Genomic DNA, 20,232 nt, shown 5'->3' with positions numbered 1-20,232 from the left:
TGTATATTTCTATAATGGCCAGACGGCGATCGATAGCCTTTTTATTCGCAGGAAACGAGGCATTAGCCAAAAATTTAAGCATGATGTGATTGAGTATGCCGCGGCATTGAAGGCGGGCACACATGCAGATCCTCTCCAGAATCAAAATCCTTCCGAAGTTGTTGGCGGTCCTGATGTTCATCGCCACGATCGTGGGCGGCTGCGTGTGGTACGCCCAATCGCGCATGAGCCAGATCGACGACGCCTATAGTCATCTCATCGGCCAGGAGTCCAAGGCCGTCGCCAGCGTTCGACGGACCAATCATCTGATCTATGCGCTGAATTATTGGGTCTTCCGCGTCATCGCCGAGACCGAACCGGATCAGATGAAGAGGGCCGATGCCGGCTTCGAGGCCACGCTGCCGAACATGGATAAGGTCCTGGCCGAACTCCGCGACCAGGCTCCCACCTTCGCGGCACGCATCGACGCGCAGACTGCCCTCGTGAAGCGTTTCGTGCAGGATGTGAACGAGGTTCGCCGTCTCGGCGTCCTGAATCAGAATGCCGAAGCCATTGCGCTGATGCACTCGTCCATCGACCCGACCTTCGGGGCGATGACGAAGGAAGGGGCCGCCTTGGCCGAAGACATCGCCAAGTACATGGAGGTGCGCTCGGACGCTCTCACCGACCAGACGGACTCCACCCGCCTCGCCCTGACGATCTTGAGCGCCGTCGGGTTGTTGGGTGGAATGGTGGCCGCCGTCGCCATCTCGATCTTCGGCATCACCCGTCCCCTCGGCGGCCTGGTCGGCGTGCTCCAGCGCATGGCCTCGGGCAACATCGACGCCCAGATCCCGGAAGCGGCACGCCGCGACGAGATCGGCGAGGTCGGTCGCGCGGTCGAGGGCATCAAGTCCATGGTCGCTGCGAAGGCTGCCGAGCAGGCCGAGATCAAGCGCATCGCCGATGAGGCGGCGACCGTCGCACGCAAACGGACGATGGTGGAACTGGCCGACGGCTTCGAACGGGCGGTGGGCAGCATCGTCGAAATGGTGTCCTCTTCGGCCACGGAACTGCAGGCCACTGCGCAGAGCATGAACGTCACCGCCACGGAGACCGCCAGCCAATCCACCACCGTGGCCGCCGCAGCGGAAGAAGCCGCGACCAACGTCCACACCGTGGCCGCCGCGGCCGAGGAACTCGGCTCCTCGGTCCAGGAGATCGGACGTCAGGTTGCCGGCTCCTCGACCCTGGCGCAGACGGCGGTGCACGAGGCGGACCAGACCCTGCAACTCGTGCAGGCCCTGAGCCAGGCGTCGTCTCGCATCGGCGACATGGTCGGGCTGATCGCCAACATCGCGAGCCAGACCAACCTGCTGGCGCTCAACGCCACCATCGAGGCCGCGCGAGCCGGCGAGGCCGGCCGGGGCTTCGCGGTGGTGGCCACCGAGGTCAAGGAACTCGCCGCCCAGACCGCGCGGGCCACGGAGGAGATCGGAGGCCAGATCAGCCAGATTCAGGGCGCGACGGGTCAGGCCGTCTCGGCCATCGGCGGGATCACGGCGCGCATCCGCGAGATCAACGACGTGGCTGCCTCCATCGCGGCGGCCGTGGAGCAGCAGGGGGCGGCGACGCAGGAAATCGTCCGCAATGTGGCGCAGGCGTCGTCGGGCACCGGCGAGGTGACGAGCAACATCGCCGGCGTGGCGCAGGCCTCGGAAGAGACGGGTGCCGCAGCCGCGCAGGTTCTCTCGGCAGCCTCCGAACTGTCTCGCCAGTCCGAGCATCTCGGGACCGAAGTCACCCGCTTCCTCGAGACCGTGCGGGCGGCCTGAAAGGCGAGGCGACCGGGTGGCTGGCCTTCGTCAGGCCAGCCACCCGAAGAGCGAGCGCGGCGGTTCGACATGCCATCGAGGCAGTCGGCCGCCGCCTCATGTGACGCCGCACCGGCCAGGAGACGCCGCACCGGCCAGGAGACGCCGCACCGGCCAGGAGACGCCGCACCGGCCAGGAGATGCCGCACCGGCCATGACGATACGTCGACCATGCCTCACGTCCTTGCGATCCTGCACGAGCGCTCGGCGCAGCGCCCGGTGTCGGAAGCAGGCGCGTCCCATTGACAGTGACGCTCCGGCATTCGACCTATCGTCGGGAGTGCGAACCGTGGCCGTATTGCCGTTTTCGGTTCGTGACGATGGGCGCGTCATCGCCGACCGTTTCGGTCCGCCATGGCCGTGGCCCGTTCCGGATAGCCCCATAAAGTCGGGCCGGAGTCGCTGAATGAACACCTACCTGTCGGCCCTCGCCGGAGGTGCCCTGATCGGGACCTCCGCCGCACTGCTCCTCATCCTCAACGGCCGCATCGCCGGCATCAGCGGCATCGCCGCCGGGGCGATGCGGCCGCCGAGCCGCGAGGTCCTCTGGCGCTGGACCTTCCTCGCGGGATTGCTCCTCGGGCCGATCCTGTTCCGCCTCGCCTTCGGCGCCTGGCCGGTCGTCCAGCTCGACGCGCCGTGGATCCTCGTCGTCCTCGGCGGACTCCTCGTCGGCTACGGGACGCGCCTCGGCGGGGGATGCACCAGCGGCCACGGCGTTTGCGGGCTCGCTCGGCTGTCGCCCCGCTCCATCGCCGCGGTGGCGACCTTCATGGTCACCGCCGCCGCGACGGTGTTCCTCGTCCGCCACGGAGGATGGTGATGGATGTCCTGCGTTCAGCGGTGGGGTTGCTCGCCGGGCTCCTGTTCGGCTTCGGCCTCGCCCTGTCGGGCATGATGGACCCGGCGCGCGTGCTCGGATTTCTCGATGTCGCGGGAGCCTGGGACCCGAGACTCGCCTTCGTGCTCGCCGGCGCGGTCGCGGTCTCGGCCCTGGGCTACGCCCTCGTCAAGCTCATGCGGAAGCCCGTTCTCGCACAGCGGTTCGAGATTCCCCACAACCGTCCGATCACCGCCAGCCTGATCGGGGGCGCGGCCCTGTTCGGCATCGGCTGGGGGCTCGTCGGTCTCTGCCCCGGCCCTGCGCTGGCCGGCCTGGTTCTCGGCCTGCCGCAGGTCATCGGGTTCGTGGCGGCGATGCTGGCGGGGATGCTGCTCCATCGCTTCACCCGCGAGCGCTCCGCCTGATCCCACCCCAAATGCGTTCAGACCTCGATGGGGCGAGCCCATCGAGGTCTGGTCGAGATGATCGTCCTGCAGGCGTCGCCGGGAATTACCGGCGCGGCAGGGCGTGCAGCGCCTTGAGGAACACGTCCACCTCCGCCCGGGTGTTGTAGAAGGCGAGCGAGGCGCGGACCGACTGATCGACGCCGAAGCGGCGCAGGGCCGGGAGGGCGCAATGGTGGCCCGAGCGCACCGCGATGCCGCTAGCGTCGAGGTGCTTGGCCACCGCCTCGTTCTCATGTCCATCGATCACGAAGGACATCACGCTGGCCTTCTGCCGGGCCGTGCCGATGAGGCGAAGGCCCTTCACCTCGGCGAGTCCGTGTTGCGCGTAGTCGAGCAGGTCGTGCTCGTAGGCCGCGATTCCGGGCAGGCCGACGCTCTCGAGGTAGTCGAGGGCCGCACCGAGTCCGACCGCGCCGGCGATGTCCGGGGTGCCGGCCTCGAACTTCTCCGGCGCTCCCTTGTAGACGGTATGCGCGAAGGTGACGTCCTCGATCATGTGGCCGCCGCCCTGCCAGGGGGGCATCGCCTCCAGCAGGTGCTTCTTGCCGTAGAGGGCGCCGATCCCGGTCGGGCCGAACACCTTGTGGCCGGAGAAGACGAGGAAGTCGGCATCCAGCGCCTGCACGTCGAGGGGGATGTGCGGCGAGGATTGGGCCGCATCCACCAGCACAGGCACGCCGTAGGCATGGCTGAGGGCGATGATCTCCGCGACCGGGTTGATGGTGCCGAGCGCGTTGGCGACATGGGTCACCGACACGATCTTGGTGCGGCCCGAGAGCAGGGCGGCGAACTGCTCGAAGATGAGCTCGCCCCGGTCGTTGACCGGGATCACCCGCAGGGTCGCCCCCGTGGCCTGGGTCAGGAGCTGCCAGGGTACGATGTTGGCGTGGTGCTCGATCTGGCTGACGATGATCTCGTCGCCCGGACCGATATTGGCGCGGCCGTAGGAATTGGCGACGAGGTTGATCGCCTCGGTGGTGCCGCGCAGGAAGACGATGTCGTCCTTCGACGGTGCGTTGATGAAGCGCCGCACCTTCTCGCGACCGCCCTCGAACAGGTCCGTCGAGCGCGCCGCCAGGGTATGCGCGGCCCGGTGGATGTTCGAGTTGTGCCGGGCATAGAACTCGGACGTCGCGTCGATCACGCTCTGCGGCTTGTGGGTGGTGGCGGCGTTGTCGAGCCAGACCAGCGGATGGCCGTTGACGCTCTGGTGGAGCGCCGGGAAGTCGCGGCGCACCCGCTCCACGTCGAACGGCGCGGCTACCGGGCTAGAGCCCTGGCCGGTGGGAAGGCGAGCGGATTCTCCGCGTCCCTGGTTCTCGCGGGTCTTCACCTGCGCGGGCGCGGTGCTGCCAGAGCGGCTGCGATCCGCGAGGAAGTAATACTCGTCCGTGGCGTAGGAATCGGCCGAGCCGGGCTTCCCGGTTGGCGCGGTGACCCGGCCGGGGCGCCCATGGGATTCCTGCGACACGTCGTGCGACGCATGAGAACCCCGAGCGGTCGGGGCGGAGGGCGTCGGGGCGGAGGGCACCAGCGATGGGGCGAACCCGTGCGCGAAGGCATTGGCGCGCGGGTGGTCCTTGGCGATCGTCGCGTGGAGGTCGCGTCCCCCCGGAAGGAAGGCGGCCACGTCGTCGACGCTCGGCACGAAGAATTCCGGCAGGCCGCCACGGGGAGCCTGCGCCTCGGGATGGACCGAGGGGAAAGCCGAGGGCTGGGCGAAGCCCGGCCCGGTCAGGCCCGGAAGACCGACGGGCGGGGCACCGAAGGAGCGGGCGGCGAGGGCCGACGCGTCGGGCTGCAATCCCGAGGGCGCGGAACCCGAGGGGATCGACGGCGTACCGAGATCCGCCTTGGGCGCCAGCGGGTGGCCGAAGCCCTGGGGAAGATTCTCCAGGGCCTGCGGTGCCTGCGGGGTCTGCGGCAGGTTAGGGGTCAGGGGCGCGCTCGCGGCCTGCCCCTGGCCGTAGATCTCGCGGGCGAGACGCCCGACGAGATCCGCATGCGCCGTATCGCCGAACAGACCCGTGGGGAGGCCCGGCGCGCTAGGCGTAGTCATGGTAGTTGCCCAGCAGCACGTTATCGAGGCGTGCGATGGCATCCTCCACCAGGACGGCGGCGGAGAAGTAGCGGGTCACGAGGTGCGAGGCGATGGAATGGTCGTTGGTGCCCATGTAGCGCACCGACAGGCCGGTCTCGATCTCGCCGGTGACGCCGGACTTCTGAAGGCCGACCACGCCCTGCTCGCCTTCGCCGACGCGCAGCAGCAGGATCGAGGTGGTCTGGGCGCCGGTCACCGGATCGATGTCGATCGGCAGCTTGTCGCTGGGCACGATCGGCACGCCGCGCCAGGTGAGGAAGGGCGAGCCGAACAGGTGGATCACCACCGGCGGCACGCCACGGCGCGTGGCTTCCCGGCCGAACGCCGCGATGGCGCGGGGATGGGCGACGAAGAAGGCCGGCTTCTTCCAGACCAGGGTCAGGAGCTCGTCGAGATCGTCCGGGGTCGGCGGTCCGCCACGGGTGGGGATGCGCTGGCGCTGGCTGACTTCGTGGAGCAGGCCGAATTCGGAATTGTTGAACAGCTCCCACTCTTCACGCTCCTTCACGGCATCGACCGTGAGGCGGATCTGCTCGCGCAGCTGGTCGATCTCGTTGGAATAGAGATCGGTCACGCGGGTATGGGTGTGCAGGATCGTCTGGATCGTGGAGAGGTGGTACTCGCGCGGATCCTCTTCGTAATCGACGAAGGTGGTGGGCAGGCGCGGCTCGCCGGTATGGACCGCGAGCAGCTCGATGCCCTGCTCTCCGTGGCTGTTGGTGTGGCCCTTGAGGCGGTCGCGCTCTTCCACATACTGGGTGATGCGCGAGCGGATGCCCTCGTCCTCGATGGCGGCGCGGTCGAGGGTGAGCAGCGTCACCGCCGAGAGCGCCTTCACGGCCGGGGCGGGCGTGTTCTCGCCGACGAGGTCGCCGTCACCGAAATAGTCGCCGCCGGTGGCGAGGCCCTGGCGCAGGCGACCCTTGAACGGACCGGACAGGGTCAGCTCGACGGTGCCGTCGGCGACCACGGTGAGGCTGCGGCCGGTGGAGCCCTCCTCGGCGATGATCTCGCCGGCCTTGTGCTGGGAGGTCGTGAACTTCGATGCGAGAGCCGACAATTCGTTGTCGCCGAGGCGGCTGAACAGCGGGATGCGGCGCAGGGAGGCCGGACGCACGCTGCGCTCGTTGCCCTCGCTGCTAAGTTCGATCCGGCCGGGCTTGGCCAGCACGACCGCGCGGCGGTTGACGCGATAGACGCCGCCGGCGACGTCGACGAAGGGCAGCAGGCGATGGAACCAGCGCGGGGTGTTGGCCGCATTCTGGACCGAGGTGACGGTTGCGGTTGCAAGATTACGTGCCGCCGAGGCGCTCACGCTCAGACCAGGTCCACTCATCGGTATGTATCTCCGTATTGCGGCAGGAGGCGTTGGCCGACCCCGACGCAGCCGTAGCCGCGTCGGAGCCGCACCTATCGCGCGTCCGCTCTCGCTCGTTGGATAATCTTGGACTGATCTTGATCGGCGCCCGCTGCCTCAGACAAAGCGTCACTGCGGGAGCGATTTACCTCTAGCTCTTGTAATGGAAGGCGGTCAACAAAAAGATGTTCTATAATTCAGTCACTTTATAGAATGGATATTCTATTTTGCTGGATATGAACTAATTATATTCTATAAAATAGCGATCTGGTGGATGAAATATCTCGGAGTTGCGCGTTGCACGGAAGTGAATAGTCGAAATCTTTTTCTAAATCCCGTCGCCGAAAAACTGGTCCATGCTGAGCGCCGGATCCTCGGCGGCGCTGATCCGGGACACGACACGGGCAGGCACCCCTGCGACGGTGGTGTGAGCGGGCACGTCGTGGAGCACCACGGCGGCGGCGGCGACCTTCGCCCCCTCGCCGACCCGGATGTTGCCCAGCACCTTGGCGCCGACGCTGAGCAGCACCCCGCGCTCGATCTTCGGATGGCGGTCGCCGCTCTCCTTGCCGTTGCCGCCGAGGGTCACCGATTGCAGGATCGAGACATCGTCGGCGATCACGGTCGTCTCGCCGATGACGACGCCGGTGGCGTGATCGATGAAGACGCCCGAGCCGATTCGCGCGGCGGGATGGATATCGGCCCCGAACACCTCGGAGATCCGGCTCTGGATATGGAGGGCGAGGGTGGCGCGGCCCTGGTGCCAGAGCCAGTGGGCCACGCGGTAGCCCTCCAGGGCGGCGAGGCCCTTGTAGAACAGGAAGGGATCGAGGTAGCGCCGGCAGGTCGGGTCGCGCTCGCGGATGGCGACGAGATCGCGCACCGCATGGTCGCCCGCATGCGGATCGGCCTGGAACGCGGACAGGCAGAGGTCGCGGGTGGAAAGCCGCGAGAGGTCGCCATCGCCGAGGCGATGGGCGAGCCGGTAGGCGAAGGCGTGGATCAGGCTCGGCTGATCGAGCACCGTCGCCTGGACGATGCCGGCATAGAGCGGCTCTTCGATCAGCGCGGCCTCGGCCTCCGCGCGCATCGCCCGCCAGACGTCGGATTCGGCGTGGGTCTGGCTCACGCTGCGCAGGGGCGGGCGCAGGATGTTGCTCGGCATACTGCGCGTGGCCAGACTGCCGGCTGTCATGAGTTCGTCGTCCTCGTGGCGGCTCGGGCGAGCCCCGTCGGCACCGGAATTCCGGTCTCAGCCGACGCGCTGGAAAAGCGAGGCGATGTAGCCCACCAGCAGGCGGTGGCCTTCGAACTGGACGTTCACCGCGTCCGCCCCGTCGGCGCCGGATACGATGTCGACGACTCGCCCCGTGGCGTGGCGCCAGATGCCGAGTGCCTCGGCAACGTCGAGTCTCGCGAACACGACCTGATCTCCGAGAACCATCGCTCTCTCCTTCGGGTGCCGTTTGGTGTGTGGGGGGGGCAGTTGCGTGCCTGACGGCCTTCGCCTGTCAGGTCGTCGGCGGCATCGGATCGGGTATCGTGCCGGTTCGCTGCTACGAGGCTCGGCGGGACACGGGCTTACTTCCGCGAGCCGGCATTCGGCCGCCGACCCGGCATCGTCGTTCGATCCCGTTCCGCGACACCGAACCTGTCGTCATGTCGGCGGGGAGCATTCCAAGGCGTCGCGACACGGTTTTCCAATCGAAGCATTGCATCCCGACAAGACTGTCGTCGGGAGCATGACGCGGGCGAGTGATATTTCCTTCGGCCCTGGCTCTATTGTGCCTATCCTGACCCGTCCGGGTCAACGACAGTGATTTTCAAAGACAAAGCGCTTGCGAAAAGATCCTTCCCTGTGCCGCGCGGACGGGAGCAGGCTTGTTCTTCGGCGGCCTCGCCCGGTGTCGCCGGATCGCGCCGACGATCAGATGCCGCTGAACCAGTTGTAGCCCTGGTCCTCCCAGTAGCCGCCCGGATAATCGTTGGTCACGAAGATCGAGGCGATGTGCTTGGGGCTCTTGAAGCCGAGTTTCGTCGGCACCCGCACGCGGAGGGGATAGCCGTATTCGAGGGGCAGGGCCTTGCCGCCGAAATCCAGTGCCAGGACCGTCTGCGGATGCAGGGCGCTCGGCATGTCGAGGCTGCCATAATAGCGGTCGGCACATTTGAAGCCGACATATTTCGCGGTGAGGTCGGCGCCGACGCGTTCCAGGAAGGTCCTCAGCGGAACGCCGCTCCACTGGCCGATCTGGCTCCAGCCCTCGATGCAGATGTGCCGGGTGATCTGGCTCTCCTGCGGCAGGGCGCGCAGCGTCCGCAGCGTCCAGGGCGTCTTGTCGGAGACGAGGCCGGAGATTTCGAGTTTCCAGCTCGCCTCGTCGATCTCGGGGATGTTGTCCGGCGGGTAGAAGGCGTTGAAGCGGAACGGCGTGTCGATCATGCTCGCCGGGTAGGTCGGCGCCAGGGTGTTCGGATCGAACAACCAGGCCTGGACCCTGTCGTTGGCGCGCGACATCGCCCAAAGCGTCCGGTCGATCAGCGTGCCATTGGTGCCGGTGGAGAGGTCGCAGCCCGAGAGCAGCGACAGGGCACCGAGCGACAGGCCCGAGCGCAGGAACAGGCGGCGCTCCAGTCTCACCAAGTCCGGCTGGATCTCGCGGCGGAGGTCGCGCAAGCGCTGCGCTTCGGTCGGGTCGCGGCTCATGGGCGGCTCTCCACCATGTCGGAGGGCGGATCGACGGGAACGCGGGCACGGCCGGTGACCATCGCGACGAGGGTGCGCGGCACCAGGATCACCAGCGCCAGATGCAGCAGGATGAAGCCGACGAGGCCGGACATGGCGGCGAAATGGACGCGCCGCGCCCATTCATAGCCGCCGAACAGATTGGCGAGTCCCTGCAACTGCACCGGCTTCCACAGGGCGAGGCCCGAGGCGATCAGCAGGATTCCGAGCAGGAACGCCACCAGATAGGCGAGCCTCTGCACCGCGTTGTACTGGCCGATGCGGTGGGTGAGGCGCAGCCTCAACGCGGCCGTGGCGTCACGCCAGAACGCCGTCGGGCTCAACGGCAGGAACGATCTGGCGAAATGGCGGCTGAACAGGCCGTAGAGCGCATAGGCGAGGCCGTTTAGGGCGAACAGCCACATGGCGGCGAAATGCCAGGCCAGGGCCCCGCCGAGCCAGCCGCCGAGGGTCGCCCATTTCGGAAAGGCGAAGGGGAAGAGCGGCGAGGCGTTGTAGATCGCCCACCCGCTGAACAGCATGCAGAACACCGCGACCGCGTTGATCCAGTGGGTCACGCGCACGACGAGCGGGTGGATCACGAGGAGACGGGACCGGGGGTCGCCGGGTGATGACATGATCTGGTCTCCCTGTGGCACGCGTGCCGGATCAGCGCCGATCCGCGAAGACCCTCCCCCCGTAGAGAGGGGAGGGCCGCCCGATCCGTTACATCGACGGGACGGTGCCGTTCCGGCCGACGATGAGGATGATCGCGCCGGGCTTGCCGTCGCTGCCCTTCTTGGTGAAGGCGACAACCTTCGCGCCGTCGACGACGATGGACTTGTCACCCGGATCGACCAGCGTCACCGGCACGTCGTCGGGGACGTTCACCTTCTTCTCGCCGCCCTGGTACTTGACCAGCATCGTCCGTCCCTCGGTGCCGGAGATCGTTCCGATGGCACCGTTGGTCATGGTGGAATTGGAGCCGAGATCCCACGGATAATGGCCGTCGGCCGTGCCGCGCAGGGACGAGGCGAACACGGTGACCTGCAGCGCCTTCTGCGATCCGTCCGGCTGCGGGATGGCCGCCGTGCCGATATAGCTGTCGGGCTTGATATCGGTGAGCTTGCCGGTGGTGGCCGACAGTACCTTCACGTCGGGGGCCATGGTGACCGTCAGCGCGTCGCCGATGCGCGGCTTGATCGTTACCGCCGTTCCATCGACCTTCTCGATGGTGCCGCGGTAGCGCGTGACGTCGTCGGCCTGGGCGGCCGTCGCGGTCACGGCCAGGGTCAGGGTGAGCGTCGTGAGGAAGGATTTCAGCATGGCGTTTCCTTGAGCGTCGGAGTTCGGCGTCGTTGTCATCGGGGCCAGGCCGGGAAGGCCCGGCACCGATGCCGGGACCGCGCCGCTGCCCCGGAATGTCGTGTTCGGGGATAGGCGCGGCCTACATCGGCGGCACGGTGCCGTTCTCGCCGACGATCATCCGGTCGGCGACGATCGCGCCGGCGGCATCCGCCTTGGTGATCGCCACCACGCGGGCGCCCACCTTGATCACCGATGTGTCGGACGGGTTGAGGGCGACGATCGGCACGTCCTCGGGCACGCTGATGGTCTTCTCGCCGCCCTTGTAGGTCACGGTGATCGTGCGGCCCGACGTGCCGGCGAGCGCGCCCACCGCGCCGTTCGTCATCGTGCTCTCCTTCTCGAGATCCCACGGATAATGCCCGTCGCCGGTGCCGCGCATGCTCGGGGCGAAGACGGCGACTTCGAGGGCCTTGAGGGTGCCGTCGGCCTGGGGCGTCGCGGCGGTGCCGATGTAGCTGTCGGGCTTGATGTCGCCGATCTCGGCCTTGCTGGCGGCAGCGACCCTCATCGCATCGGCGAACTTGACCGAAACGGCCTGTCCGATCCGGGGCTTGATCGTCACGTGATCGCCCTCGATCGACTCGATCGTGCCGCGAACGCGAACCACGGCGGAATCGGCCAGGGCGGCCGGGCTCAGTGCAGTCAGGCTGGAAAGCAGGCCGAGGCACAGGGTGCCGGCCGTGATGATCCGTCGTGTCATGAAATGCCTTGCGCTGGAGCGGTCCCGAGTGTCGGGACCGGGCCGGATGCTTCCGCCTTCGCGGCAAGAAGCGTTCGGACAACGCGCAAGGTGGCATCGGGTTCGTATGCGCACAAATCAATTGTGCGCCATCATGAGCCGGCTCGGAAGCGGCCCGGAAGGGGTCAGTGCGCCATCAGCATCGGCATCGTGGCATGGGCGAGAACGTGGCTGGTGGCGCCGCCGAAGATCATCTGACGCAGCCGGCTCTGGGTATAGGCGCCCTTGATCAGCAGATCGCAGCCGAATTCCTGCGCCTCGTTGAGGAAGACTTCGCCGGGCGTCCGCCGGCCTTCCGGGAACGCCCTGTGATCGGCGTAGATCCCCTCGCAGGCGAGAGCCTTGGCGAGATCCTCCGCGCTGGGTCCTGGCACCATGCCGCCTTCCGCGCTGATGACCCGGATCCGCGCGGCCTTGCGGAGGAAGGGCATGGCGAAGGCCACCGCCCGCGCGGTCTCGCTCGAACCGTTCCAGGCGATGAGGATCGCCTCGCCGAGGCTCGTCGGAGGTTTGGGGGGCGCCAGCAGGATCGGCCGGCCGCTCTCGAACAGGGCCGTCTCGAACGTGGTCATGCGGGGGGCGCCGTCGCCCGAGCCGGGACGTCCGACCACGGTGGCGGTGAACAGGCGGGCGTAATGGCCTAGGAAGGCATCACCCGCCGGCACGTCCGGGCGCCAACGATAGCGTGCCCCGGCCGCGGCTACGAATTCCGGCGTGCACGGCCCCTCTGTGGCCAGGGGGATGCCGGCACCGACGAGGAAATCGACGAAGCGCTTGCCGGCCGCCTCGGCCTCGGCCTTGTCGGCCTCCTCGTCGCGCAGCCAGGTCATGCCGCCGACCATGTCGACGGGGACGTATTCGGCCAAGGCCGGCCGCAGGGAGACGCCCTCGATCAGGCTGCCGAACCTGCGCGCGGTCAGGAGCGTCGTCTGGAACACCGAAGGCAGCGCGTCATGGAGCGCCACCGGAACGAGCAGGGTCTTCATCGCCGGGAGCCTCCATCACCGTCATCGCTATCGATCCGGAGGCTAGAGCGGTTTCGCATCCCGGAAAACTCCGCCGCCCCGTAAACCCACGCTTTTCTGCAGGTTCGGGGCCGCAGGTTCGGGTTTCGCGGCATGCCGTAGTGCCTGCGTGACGGCTCGGGCGCGAGCGGCAGGCGCTTACGCTGAGGGCGGATAGAGCTTGGCTATAAAGCCCGATGAGAAGCGTAGAATGTCAGTAGAATGACGGAGCCTGTAGCGGAATTTGTGCGGAACCGATCGGATAGTCCATCGTTGTCCGCCAAACGTGGCTTGAATGGGCTCGCTCATCTTCAATGATGCACGCCGGCCTTTCGCCCATGCGTTTTCCGATCATATCCAGAGGTCAGAATGATGAATAAGTACGTTGCGCTTTCCGCTGCCGTCGTCGCCATGGCGACCCCCGCCGCCGCCCAGACGATGTCCGGCGATTTCCGCCTCCAGGCGATGCAGGCCAATGCGTTCGAGGTCCAGTCCAGCCAGATCGCGCTGTCGAAGAGCCGCAACCCGCAGGTGATCCGCTTCGCCCGTGATGCCGTGCGCGACCACCGCGCCGCCAACGTGGCGCTGGCCGGCGGTGAGCGGACCTATGCCGGCAATGGCGGTCCCGGTGGCCTGATCGGCGCCCCGCTGGCCATTGCCGGCGGCGCTGTCGGCGCGGCCACGGGTGCGGCCACCGGCGTCGTTGCCGGTACGCTGAGCGGCGGTCCGGTCGGCGCGGTCGAGGGTCTCGGAAGCGGCGCGACCAACGGTGCCGCCGCCGGCAGCCGCGCCTTCAACGGCGATGTCGATACCACGGCCGGTACGACCATGGTCCCGGTCGACCCGCAGCAGCAGGCGATGCTGGCGGAGCTCGCCGCTGCCCCGGCCGGCCAGCGCTTCGACCGTCTCTACGGTGAGATCCAGGTGAAGTCGCATCAGATGGCGATCGGCATGTACCAGTCCTACGCCCAGTCGGGCACCAACCCGGCCCTGCGCGCCCATGCCGAGCAGGCCCTGCCGGTGCTGCAGCAGCATTACCAGATGGCGCAGCGTCTCCCCGGCGCCCGCTGAAATTCGCGGTCTCGCCGCCCTTCGACAGGATGACGGCGAGACATAGGAAATGAGAAACGCCGGGCTGGTGAAGCCCGGCGTTTTTCGTGCGCGGATCGGTCCGTGCTGAGCGCCGAGCCTCCGTACCCGGCTCCGGATACGGAGGCTCGGCTCGGTCAGACTTCGCTGCTGTGCATCAGGGAGGCGGGGGTCATCGGCTTTCCGCGTCCATCGACGGCGGGCTCGAAATCGCCCGTCTCGGGATTGCGCAGGAGAAGCTCGCCGTGGGCGATGCCGAAATGCGCGCCGTGAAGCGACAGGCGACCGGAGGCCACACGCTCGCGGACGAACGGGAACGTCATCAGGTTCTCGAGGCTCTGCGCCACCGTCGCGTATTCGAGGCGCGTCAGGTGATCCGGTCCCTTCTGGACCTTGAGCTTCTCTTCGGCGCCCGCCACCAGGGAAACCCACTTGCCGATGAAGTCGCTCTTCGAGAGCGGGCCCGGCGGGTTGGCGTAGGCCTTGATGCCGCCGCAGGTGGCATGGCCCAGCACGACGATGTGCTTCACTTCCAGAGCCTGGACCGCGAACTCGATGGCCGCCGACGTGCCGTGATACTCGCCACCTTCCTCGAATGGGGGAACGAGGTTCGCCACGTTGCGGATGATGAAGAGCTCGCCCGGTCCGGTATCGAAGATCACTTCCGGCGAAACGCGGCTGTCACAGCAGCCGATCAGCAGGACTTCCGGGCTCTGGCCTTCCGCGAGGGCGGCGTAGCGCTTGGCCTCGTCGGACAACCGTCCGTCGAGAAACGATCGGTATCCTGTTCTCAGCTTTTCTGGAAACATGCGTTTGCCTTCCTTGTTCGGTGTTGATGGGGGCGGGGCTGCCCGATCGTCGACACGTTGCCTTCGACGATCACGGCCCGTGCCATACTCGACTGTGACGCCACATGTTCCTCAGGATCGACCGCAGGGGCCAGTGCGGAGTCACACGTCGTGCCGTGATCCCGGGTGCCAGGCCAGAATGACCGGCGCGTCGGGCCGCTCGCCGGACGCGATCCGCCTGGCCAGGCGAGCCAGGCCGGCCGGTTCGATCCGTTCGCCGCTGGCGTCCAATTCATCGAGCGTCCACCAGCGCGTGCCGAGGACGGTGCTGTCCTCGGTCTCGGCGAGGCGGCTGGTATCCACCTCGTCGCTGGGAAGACGCACCACGAAGTAGCGTTCACGGGCATCGCGCGGTTTCGGAAACAGGAAGAACGGGCCGTCGCAGGCCGCGACCTGCGGTCCGATCTCGGCATCGAAAACCCCGATCTCCTCTCCCAGTTCCCGAAGGCAGGCCTCCCTGTGATCTTCGCCGGGCTCCAAGCCGCCTCCCGGCATGAACCAGAAGGTGCGCGCCTCGGGGTTCGAGGACTCGAATGGCCTCTGCGCCTCGTAGGCGATCAGGAGCAGCCGGTCCTGCGGATCGAAGACCAGGGCTCGGGCGATGTGGCGCAGAGCAGGCGCTTCGGAGGAAGGCGCTTCAACGGCTTGGCTCGATGAAGGCCCGGACGTCCCGGTGGTCGGAGGTGAAGTCATCCCACCGCTTTAGCAGGGAATCGGACCCCCGCCAGCCGGTGCCCAGATGACGATGGGCAGGCCATGGCCGTCGCGCCCCGGCGGGTCGGGCATCGGGATGGCGCGACCGAGGGCGATGTCCCGGGCGACGACCAGGGCGGCGAGGGCGTCGAGGTGATCGTCGGCGCCGACGCCACGCGGCCTTGCAGCATTCACCAGCGGGGCGGGAAGGCCGGCCTCGCGCAGGAGCGCGCGGCGCTCCTCCAGCCCCGCCTGGCGTCCCGGCCCCTTCTTCCGAAAGGCCAGTGGCCGGTCTCCGTTGAGGCGGCGAAAGGCGACTTCTGGATGGACCTCGTGAACCCGCTGGCGAAGCGGCGGCGTCGAGAGCAGCAGATCGTCGACCTCGCGGATGGAGCGGGTGATGTTCCAGCACTGGATCGACGGCGCGAAGGGCGGGGTGCTGGCGGCGCGGGAGAGGGCCTTCGCCTCCTCGTAGCTCGCGGCATGGATCGCCGCGCGCGGTGGCACCGGAAAGACGCTTGCCCGACCGCCCGCGAGATAGGCCCTGGCCGCGCGATCGGCGACGCGACCGCCGCCTTCGACGACGTCGGGCAGGCCGATCGGCACGTCGATCCCGACGCAGACCGGCGCCTCCGGCGCGTCGAGGATGTCGACGACGCGGGCGAAGAGCGCAGCCCGGTAATGGCCGGGATCGTCGAGGTCGAGAAGCGTTCCGGCCCAGGCGCCCCGGCAGCCGTCGAGTCCGGCGATCCAGCGCGTCATGCCAACCCCATACGTCATGCCAACCCCGTGCGCCTTGCGAACCGATGCATCACGCGAACCCCGCCGGCCCTGGCGGGTTGACGCTGCACAGGGATGGCCGGCCGCAATGGCCGCCCTCCCGGATCAGGACACGCCGCCTCTGGCGACACGCATCACAGGATCGTTTCATGGACATCGCCATCGACAAGGTCACCGACATCATCCTCCGGGTCAGGGCGCTCGACGTGAAGGAGGGGCCGACCGATCCCGATTCAGGCTCCAACCCGATCGATGACGGCTCCACCGACGTGCTCACCTCCGGCACCGACGATGCCACGGAATCGGAGGTTCGCTCCATGATCAGCGGCCTCAACGACGACGAGCGGGCCAACCTCCTCGCCCTGATCTATGTCGGGCGCGGCGACATGGAGGCGGAGGAGTGGAGCGAGGCGGTGCGTTTCGCCCGCGAGCGCGAAGCGGCCGGCGAAGGCGCCATGCGCGAGATTCTGGGCTCGCCCGATGCCGGCGATCTCCTGGACGAGGGCCTCGCCGCCCTCGGGATCAGCCAGGATCTGCCGCAAGCCTAGGCTATCCGAAGAGTCGAGATCGACCTCGAGACACATCGATATGCGACGACGATCCGGTGCGGCGATGCCCTGTCGCCGCACCGGTTTCGGACGCTCCCCCATGTCGTCCGGAACGCGTTGTAATTTTACGTCATGCACAGCTGTTCACAGCATTAACCTTTTCTTAACCCGGAGATTGCCGCCCAACCCTGGCCGTGAGACGTTCGTTAACAACAGATTAACGGGACGAGCGGCGGCCATGCGGATCGCGATTTCCAAGCTCCAGAATGCGGTGACTGCCCTCGGGCGCACCGTCGGACGTCTCGGCCTCGTCTCGGGCCTGATGGTTGCTTCCCTTGCCGCCGTACCGGATGGCGCCGCCGCCCAGACCCTGGCGTCGCTGCCCGGCGTGGCAAGCTCGATCGCGACGTCGGGGGCCGCCCGCCCGATCACCGCATGGGTCACGTTCTGCGAGTCCTACGTCTCCGAATGCGCGGTGAATGTCGGCGAGCCCGCCACGATCGCCCTGACGCCCGCCATCTGGAACACCATCGTCTCGGTGAACCGCCGCGTGAACAAGTCGATCCGGGCCGTCACCGACATGGAGCAGCTGCACGTGGCCGACCGTTGGGATCTCGCAGAATCCGGCGCCGGCGATTGCGAGGATTTCCAGCTCCTCAAGCGCAAGCTCCTCGCCGATGCCGGCCTGCCGCGCCGGGCCATGCGGATGACCGTGGTGATCGACGAGAAGGGTGAAGGCCATGCCGTCCTGACCCTGATCACCGACAGGGGCGACCTCATCCTCGACAACAAGACCAGCAACATCCTGCCCTGGCGCCAGACCGGCTACACCTTCATCAAGCGCGAGAGCCAGGATGCGGTGGCCTGGGTCTCGCTGGGCCGCGCCACATCGCCGGTGACGACCGCAAACCGCTAGGCGCGCGCCCCTCCCCGGGGCGCCCGTCCCGGTTCGGGATCGTATCGAAGGCGACGCATTAGCGAGTTGTTAAGCTTGCGCAGGCGAGGGTGAGCGGGTTCGGGAACCCCTCCTCATGACGAAGCTGAGCCGCGTGCCCGCAGCTGTCCTGCTGGCTGCCATGGTGCTTTTGTCCGCCATCCCTCAGGCCTCGGCCGAGGATTCCGATGTCGGTGCCCTGCATGCGGCATGGCGCGGATGCCTGCACCGGAATTTCGGTCTGCAATCCGTCCTGACGAGCCGTGTTCTGGCCGTGGAATCGGCGCTTAAATCCTGTCGTGGCAGCGAGGGCGCCTATCTTTCCGCCCTCTCGACCTCGCCCCTGGTCGATGGCGAGGACGTGGCCCGGGTTCGCCCGGCCCTGATCCAGCGCGCGAAGTTCTGGCTCCTCCAGAAGCCGAACGCGACCCGCCCGCTCTAAAACCGGTCTTACACCGGCCCTCGACGAGACTGACCTATGGGTCAGCTCATCGAGTCTTGGAACTACGCTGCCTTCTTTCCCTGCCGGCCCTCGGTCCGTACGGCCGTGATGAGAGCGGCCAGCGCGTCGGCTTGCATGGCCCGGCCATAGAGATAGCCCTGGCCCTCGCGGCAGCCCATCATGCGCAGCATCGTGTCCTGCTCGGCCGTCTCGATCCCCTCGGCGATGACGTCGAGGCCGAAGCTCTGGGCCATGCCGAGCACGGCACGGACGATTTCCGCATCGTGACGGTCGGTGAGGATGTCGCGGACGAAGCTGCGGTCGATCTTCAGCCGTGTCAGCGGAAACCGCTTGAGTGAGCTCAGCGAGGCGTAGCCGGTACCGAAATCGTCGAAGGCGATGGAGACGCCATGCCCGTGGAGCTCACGCAGCGGGTCCAGCACGGAATCGTCGTTCTGGAGGGCGATCCTCTCCGTCACCTCGATCTCGAGCAGGTGCGGCGGCACCGCATGGCGCGTCAGGGCGGCCATCACCTCGGCTGCGAGCGTACCCTTCCTCAGGTGAGCCTCGAACAGATTCACGGCGAGGCGCAGGGGCGGCAGGCCGTCGGCTCGCCAGGCGGCGGATTGCCGGCAGACGTCTTCGACGATCCAGCTGCCGATCGATGCGGCGCGGGGATGGGCTTCGAGGGCGTCGATGAAGGCGGCGGGGAGAAGGAGCCCGCGCGTGGGATGCTGCCACCGCAACAGGGCTTCCGCCCCGATGATCCGCCCGGAAGCGATCTCGACCTGCGGCTGGTAGTGCAGAACCAGTTCGGCGTTCTCAAGCGCCCGGGTCAATTCGTCATGGAGGGCCCGGCGCGCGACGACGGCACTGCGCATGGGCTGTTCGAACAGGCGAAAGCAGCGTCGCCCGTCACGTTTGGCCTGGTAGAGCGCCAGATCCGCATCGGCGATCAACTCGTCCCGGATGCTGCCCGGCCCGCCGATCGCCGCACCGATGCTGAGGCCGACGTGAAAGATATGGCCCGCCACCGGGATCGGGGTCTGGAACGCCTCGAGGATTCTCGCGGCGCAGGCCCCCGCTTTCAGCGGATCGCCCTGGCCCGGTAGGAGAATCGCGAACTCGTCGCCGCCGAACCGCGCGACCGTGTTGTCGGAGGTGACGCAGGACGACAGACGCACCGCGACGGCCTGGAGCAGGATATCCCCGACGGCATGGCCGAGGCTGTCATTGACCTCCTTGAAGCCGTCGAGATCGAGCAGCATCACCGTGGCGTCCCGGTTCGCCCCGAGGCTTCCATCGAGGCGCTCGTCGAAGAGGGCGCGGTTGGTGAGGCCGGTCAGTTTGTCGTGATGGGCCAGCTGAACCAGCTTGGCATCACGGGCATGCCACTCGCTGATGTCGCGAATGACGGCCCCCATCCCGATCTCGCCGCCCTCATGCCAGAGCGACATCGAGAACTCGATCGGGAAGGTGCGGCCGTCGCGATGCAGGGCGATCAGCTCGATGGTGCGACCGGCGAGATGCGAGGCGCTGCCCGAAGCGATCCGGGAGAAGCCTGCCCTGTGAGCGGCCCGGAGCGGCTCGGGGATGATGATCTCGATGGACTGGCCGAGCATCCCGCCTGACTCGTAACCGAACAGGGAATCCGCCGAGGGATTGCAGAAGGCGATCGTGCCGGTGCCGTCCACGGCGAGGAAGGCATATTCGGCGGCCTTGGCGAAGCCGAGCACCACGGCTTCGTCGGAGCGGCGGCTCTGCAGCCGGTCCATGACGATGTCGGCGAAGGCCGCGAGCCGGTGCCGGCCGGCCTCGCCGAAATCGACATGCGGTTCGGTGTCGAGCACGCAGAGCGTACCGATGCACTGCCCCGCGCCGGTGACGAGGGGCGCGCCGGCATAGAACCGGACGTCGGGCAGGACCTGAGGAAGCCGGTCGTCCCGGAGCTCATGTCCGCCATCGGTGACGATCAGGATGTCGGAGCTCGCGATCACGATCTCGCAGGGCAGGGCATGTCGCGGGAATCTGTCCCGATCGACGCCGATCCGAGCCGCGAGCCACGCAACGTCATCATCGACGAGCGAGACCCACGCCATCGGCATTCCGAAGCTCGCGGCCGTCAAGGCAACGATGCGGTCGAGGCCGGAATCCGGAGCGGCGCCGATCATGCGACGGGAGCGAGACGCGGCGGGTCGATCACCTTCCTGCGTCGCGCATTCCGGGTCGTCGTTTCCGGCGGGTGCCGAAAGTGGAGCAAGCATAGAATCGGCACCGATCATGAGCAGCTTGATCGAGACCATAATATAAAATGCTAACAGACCATGCTACAGAGCCGGGAAGTATCGCCTTTCGCGACATATTCGAGCGACTGTTTTCATCGGACGGCACTCGCCGATTCGAGGTCGTCGGAAGGCTAGGTCCGCAGCCGGTGCGGTCGAAACCTTGTCGATGCGCGCTA

General features: G+C 67.3%; 20 protein-coding genes. 7 read left to right on the top strand and 13 right to left on the bottom strand.

Going from position 1 to position 20,232, the window contains the following annotated elements; translation table 11 throughout:
* The first annotated feature begins 122 nt into the window (after positions 1–122).
* From A3OK_RS0115635 to A3OK_RS0115625, 3 genes are all read left to right on the top strand, one after another.
* Positions 123–1,814 (top strand): HAMP domain-containing methyl-accepting chemotaxis protein, encoded by a 1,692-nt coding sequence (locus A3OK_RS0115635; protein ID WP_019905834.1) that lies wholly within the window; start codon positions 123–125, stop codon positions 1,812–1,814.
* A 445-nt stretch (positions 1,815–2,259) separates the two neighbouring features.
* Positions 2,260–2,676 carry a YeeE/YedE thiosulfate transporter family protein gene (locus A3OK_RS0115630; RefSeq protein ID WP_019905833.1) on the top strand — a complete coding sequence of 139 codons (417 nt, stop codon included), beginning with the start codon at positions 2,260–2,262 and terminating at the stop codon, positions 2,674–2,676.
* The gene (locus A3OK_RS0115625) at positions 2,676–3,101 is read left to right on the top strand and encodes a DUF6691 family protein (protein ID WP_019905832.1); all 426 of its coding nucleotides are present in this window, start codon (positions 2,676–2,678) and stop codon (positions 3,099–3,101) included. Before A3OK_RS0115630 ends, A3OK_RS0115625 begins: the two co-directional genes overlap by 1 nt.
* 85 nt (positions 3,102–3,186) lie before the next feature.
* Here the strand turns inward: A3OK_RS0115625 and A3OK_RS0115620 are convergent, their stop codons facing one another.
* The 9 genes from A3OK_RS0115620 to A3OK_RS0115580 form a co-directional block, all read right to left on the bottom strand.
* On the bottom strand, positions 3,187–5,202 hold the full coding sequence (locus tag A3OK_RS0115620) for a family 2A encapsulin nanocompartment cargo protein cysteine desulfurase (RefSeq protein ID WP_019905831.1): 2,016 nt from the start codon (positions 5,200–5,202) through the stop codon (positions 3,187–3,189).
* Entirely contained in the window at positions 5,189–6,580 is a 1,392-nt protein-coding gene (locus A3OK_RS24750) for a family 2B encapsulin nanocompartment shell protein (protein ID WP_026597312.1), read from the bottom strand. Before A3OK_RS24750 ends, A3OK_RS0115620 begins: the two co-directional genes overlap by 14 nt.
* Before the next feature lie 349 nt (positions 6,581–6,929).
* Positions 6,930–7,796: a serine O-acetyltransferase gene (cysE, locus tag A3OK_RS0115610; RefSeq protein ID WP_196805444.1), complete on the bottom strand. Its 867-nt coding sequence runs from the start codon at positions 7,794–7,796 to the stop codon at positions 6,930–6,932.
* A 57-nt stretch (positions 7,797–7,853) separates the two neighbouring features.
* On the bottom strand, positions 7,854–8,045 hold the full coding sequence (locus tag A3OK_RS0115605) for a hypothetical protein (RefSeq protein ID WP_019905828.1): 192 nt from the start codon (positions 8,043–8,045) through the stop codon (positions 7,854–7,856).
* A 483-nt stretch (positions 8,046–8,528) separates the two neighbouring features.
* The gene (locus tag A3OK_RS0115600) at positions 8,529–9,308 is read right to left on the bottom strand and encodes a molybdopterin-dependent oxidoreductase (RefSeq protein WP_019905827.1); all 780 of its coding nucleotides are present in this window, start codon (positions 9,306–9,308) and stop codon (positions 8,529–8,531) included.
* Positions 9,305–9,964 (bottom strand): cytochrome b/b6 domain-containing protein, encoded by a 660-nt coding sequence (locus A3OK_RS0115595; RefSeq protein WP_019905826.1) that lies wholly within the window; start codon positions 9,962–9,964, stop codon positions 9,305–9,307. Before A3OK_RS0115595 ends, A3OK_RS0115600 begins: the two co-directional genes overlap by 4 nt.
* A gap of 88 nt (positions 9,965–10,052) precedes the next feature.
* The gene (locus A3OK_RS0115590) at positions 10,053–10,652 is read right to left on the bottom strand and encodes a hypothetical protein (protein WP_019905825.1); all 600 of its coding nucleotides are present in this window, start codon (positions 10,650–10,652) and stop codon (positions 10,053–10,055) included.
* Between the two features lie 121 nt (positions 10,653–10,773).
* Complete coding sequence (locus A3OK_RS0115585) at positions 10,774–11,394, bottom strand: hypothetical protein (protein ID WP_019905824.1); 621 nt, start codon at positions 11,392–11,394, stop codon at positions 10,774–10,776.
* Positions 11,395–11,558: 164 nt separating this feature from the next.
* Positions 11,559–12,419 carry a universal stress protein gene (locus tag A3OK_RS0115580; protein WP_019905823.1) on the bottom strand — a complete coding sequence of 287 codons (861 nt, stop codon included), beginning with the start codon at positions 12,417–12,419 and terminating at the stop codon, positions 11,559–11,561.
* 387 nt (positions 12,420–12,806) lie between these two features.
* Between A3OK_RS0115580 and A3OK_RS0115575 the strand changes: the two genes are divergently transcribed.
* On the top strand, positions 12,807–13,508 hold the full coding sequence (locus tag A3OK_RS0115575; protein ID WP_019905822.1) for a DUF4142 domain-containing protein: 702 nt from the start codon (positions 12,807–12,809) through the stop codon (positions 13,506–13,508).
* Positions 13,509–13,663: 155 nt separating this feature from the next.
* Here A3OK_RS0115575 and A3OK_RS0115570 read toward each other — a convergent pair whose 3' ends face one another.
* The 3 genes from A3OK_RS0115570 to A3OK_RS0115560 all read right to left on the bottom strand — a co-directional run bounded on the left by A3OK_RS0115570 (position 13,664) and on the right by A3OK_RS0115560 (position 15,829).
* A complete protein-coding gene (locus tag A3OK_RS0115570; RefSeq protein ID WP_026597311.1) occupies positions 13,664–14,335 on the bottom strand; it encodes a carbonic anhydrase in 672 nt (223 codons plus the stop codon).
* 141 nt (positions 14,336–14,476) lie between these two features.
* Positions 14,477–15,067 carry an NUDIX domain-containing protein gene (locus A3OK_RS0115565; RefSeq protein ID WP_019905820.1) on the bottom strand — a complete coding sequence of 197 codons (591 nt, stop codon included), beginning with the start codon at positions 15,065–15,067 and terminating at the stop codon, positions 14,477–14,479.
* A 9-nt stretch (positions 15,068–15,076) separates the two neighbouring features.
* Positions 15,077–15,829 carry a DUF429 domain-containing protein gene (locus A3OK_RS0115560; RefSeq protein WP_019905819.1) on the bottom strand — a complete coding sequence of 251 codons (753 nt, stop codon included), beginning with the start codon at positions 15,827–15,829 and terminating at the stop codon, positions 15,077–15,079.
* A 167-nt stretch (positions 15,830–15,996) separates the two neighbouring features.
* Here A3OK_RS0115560 and A3OK_RS0115555 point away from each other — a divergent pair, with 167 nt between their 5' ends.
* From A3OK_RS0115555 to A3OK_RS0115545, 3 genes are all read left to right on the top strand, one after another.
* A complete protein-coding gene (locus A3OK_RS0115555) occupies positions 15,997–16,395 on the top strand; it encodes a DUF3775 domain-containing protein (RefSeq protein WP_019905818.1) in 399 nt (132 codons plus the stop codon).
* Between the two features lie 238 nt (positions 16,396–16,633).
* Entirely contained in the window at positions 16,634–17,311 is a 678-nt protein-coding gene (locus A3OK_RS0115550; protein WP_019905817.1) for a transglutaminase-like cysteine peptidase, read from the top strand.
* Positions 17,312–17,426: 115 nt separating this feature from the next.
* Positions 17,427–17,771 carry a hypothetical protein gene (locus A3OK_RS0115545; RefSeq protein ID WP_019905816.1) on the top strand — a complete coding sequence of 115 codons (345 nt, stop codon included), beginning with the start codon at positions 17,427–17,429 and terminating at the stop codon, positions 17,769–17,771.
* 62 nt (positions 17,772–17,833) lie between these two features.
* On the opposite strand, the gene A3OK_RS22890 is transcribed toward A3OK_RS0115545, so the two are convergent.
* The gene (locus A3OK_RS22890) at positions 17,834–19,942 is read right to left on the bottom strand and encodes an EAL domain-containing protein (RefSeq protein WP_019905815.1); all 2,109 of its coding nucleotides are present in this window, start codon (positions 19,940–19,942) and stop codon (positions 17,834–17,836) included.
* Positions 19,943–20,232: the final 290 nt, after the last annotated feature.

Source organism: Methylobacterium sp. 77, assembly GCF_000372825.1.
In the GTDB taxonomy this organism is placed as follows: Bacteria; Pseudomonadota; Alphaproteobacteria; order Rhizobiales; family Beijerinckiaceae; genus Methylobacterium.
This window is presented reverse-complemented; position numbering and strand designations above follow the sequence as displayed.

Bases quoted from the DNA above. Each gene is read 5' to 3' on its own strand.
- A3OK_RS0115635 (WP_019905834.1), top strand. From the start codon at position 123: ATGCAGATCCTCTCCAGAATCAAAATCCTTCCGAAGTTGTTGGCGGTC.
- A3OK_RS0115630 (WP_019905833.1), top strand. From the start codon at position 2,260: ATGAACACCTACCTGTCGGCCCTCGCCGGAGGTGCCCTGATCGGGACC.
- A3OK_RS0115625 (WP_019905832.1), top strand. From the start codon at position 2,676: ATGGATGTCCTGCGTTCAGCGGTGGGGTTGCTCGCCGGGCTCCTGTTC.
- A3OK_RS0115620 (WP_019905831.1), bottom strand. From the start codon at position 5,202: ATGACTACGCCTAGCGCGCCGGGCCTCCCCACGGGTCTGTTCGGCGAT.
- A3OK_RS24750 (WP_026597312.1), bottom strand. From the start codon at position 6,580: ATGAGTGGACCTGGTCTGAGCGTGAGCGCCTCGGCGGCACGTAATCTT.
- cysE (WP_196805444.1), bottom strand. From the start codon at position 7,796: ATGACAGCCGGCAGTCTGGCCACGCGCAGTATGCCGAGCAACATCCTG.
- A3OK_RS0115605 (WP_019905828.1), bottom strand. From the start codon at position 8,045: ATGGTTCTCGGAGATCAGGTCGTGTTCGCGAGACTCGACGTTGCCGAG.
- A3OK_RS0115600 (WP_019905827.1), bottom strand. From the start codon at position 9,308: ATGAGCCGCGACCCGACCGAAGCGCAGCGCTTGCGCGACCTCCGCCGC.
- A3OK_RS0115595 (WP_019905826.1), bottom strand. From the start codon at position 9,964: ATGTCATCACCCGGCGACCCCCGGTCCCGTCTCCTCGTGATCCACCCG.
- A3OK_RS0115590 (WP_019905825.1), bottom strand. From the start codon at position 10,652: ATGCTGAAATCCTTCCTCACGACGCTCACCCTGACCCTGGCCGTGACC.
- A3OK_RS0115585 (WP_019905824.1), bottom strand. From the start codon at position 11,394: ATGACACGACGGATCATCACGGCCGGCACCCTGTGCCTCGGCCTGCTT.
- A3OK_RS0115580 (WP_019905823.1), bottom strand. From the start codon at position 12,419: ATGAAGACCCTGCTCGTTCCGGTGGCGCTCCATGACGCGCTGCCTTCG.
- A3OK_RS0115575 (WP_019905822.1), top strand. From the start codon at position 12,807: ATGATGAATAAGTACGTTGCGCTTTCCGCTGCCGTCGTCGCCATGGCG.
- A3OK_RS0115570 (WP_026597311.1), bottom strand. From the start codon at position 14,335: ATGTTTCCAGAAAAGCTGAGAACAGGATACCGATCGTTTCTCGACGGA.
- A3OK_RS0115565 (WP_019905820.1), bottom strand. From the start codon at position 15,067: ATGACTTCACCTCCGACCACCGGGACGTCCGGGCCTTCATCGAGCCAA.
- A3OK_RS0115560 (WP_019905819.1), bottom strand. From the start codon at position 15,829: ATGACGCGCTGGATCGCCGGACTCGACGGCTGCCGGGGCGCCTGGGCC.
- A3OK_RS0115555 (WP_019905818.1), top strand. From the start codon at position 15,997: ATGGACATCGCCATCGACAAGGTCACCGACATCATCCTCCGGGTCAGG.
- A3OK_RS0115550 (WP_019905817.1), top strand. From the start codon at position 16,634: ATGCGGATCGCGATTTCCAAGCTCCAGAATGCGGTGACTGCCCTCGGG.
- A3OK_RS0115545 (WP_019905816.1), top strand. From the start codon at position 17,427: ATGACGAAGCTGAGCCGCGTGCCCGCAGCTGTCCTGCTGGCTGCCATG.
- A3OK_RS22890 (WP_019905815.1), bottom strand. From the start codon at position 19,942: ATGATCGGCGCCGCTCCGGATTCCGGCCTCGACCGCATCGTTGCCTTG.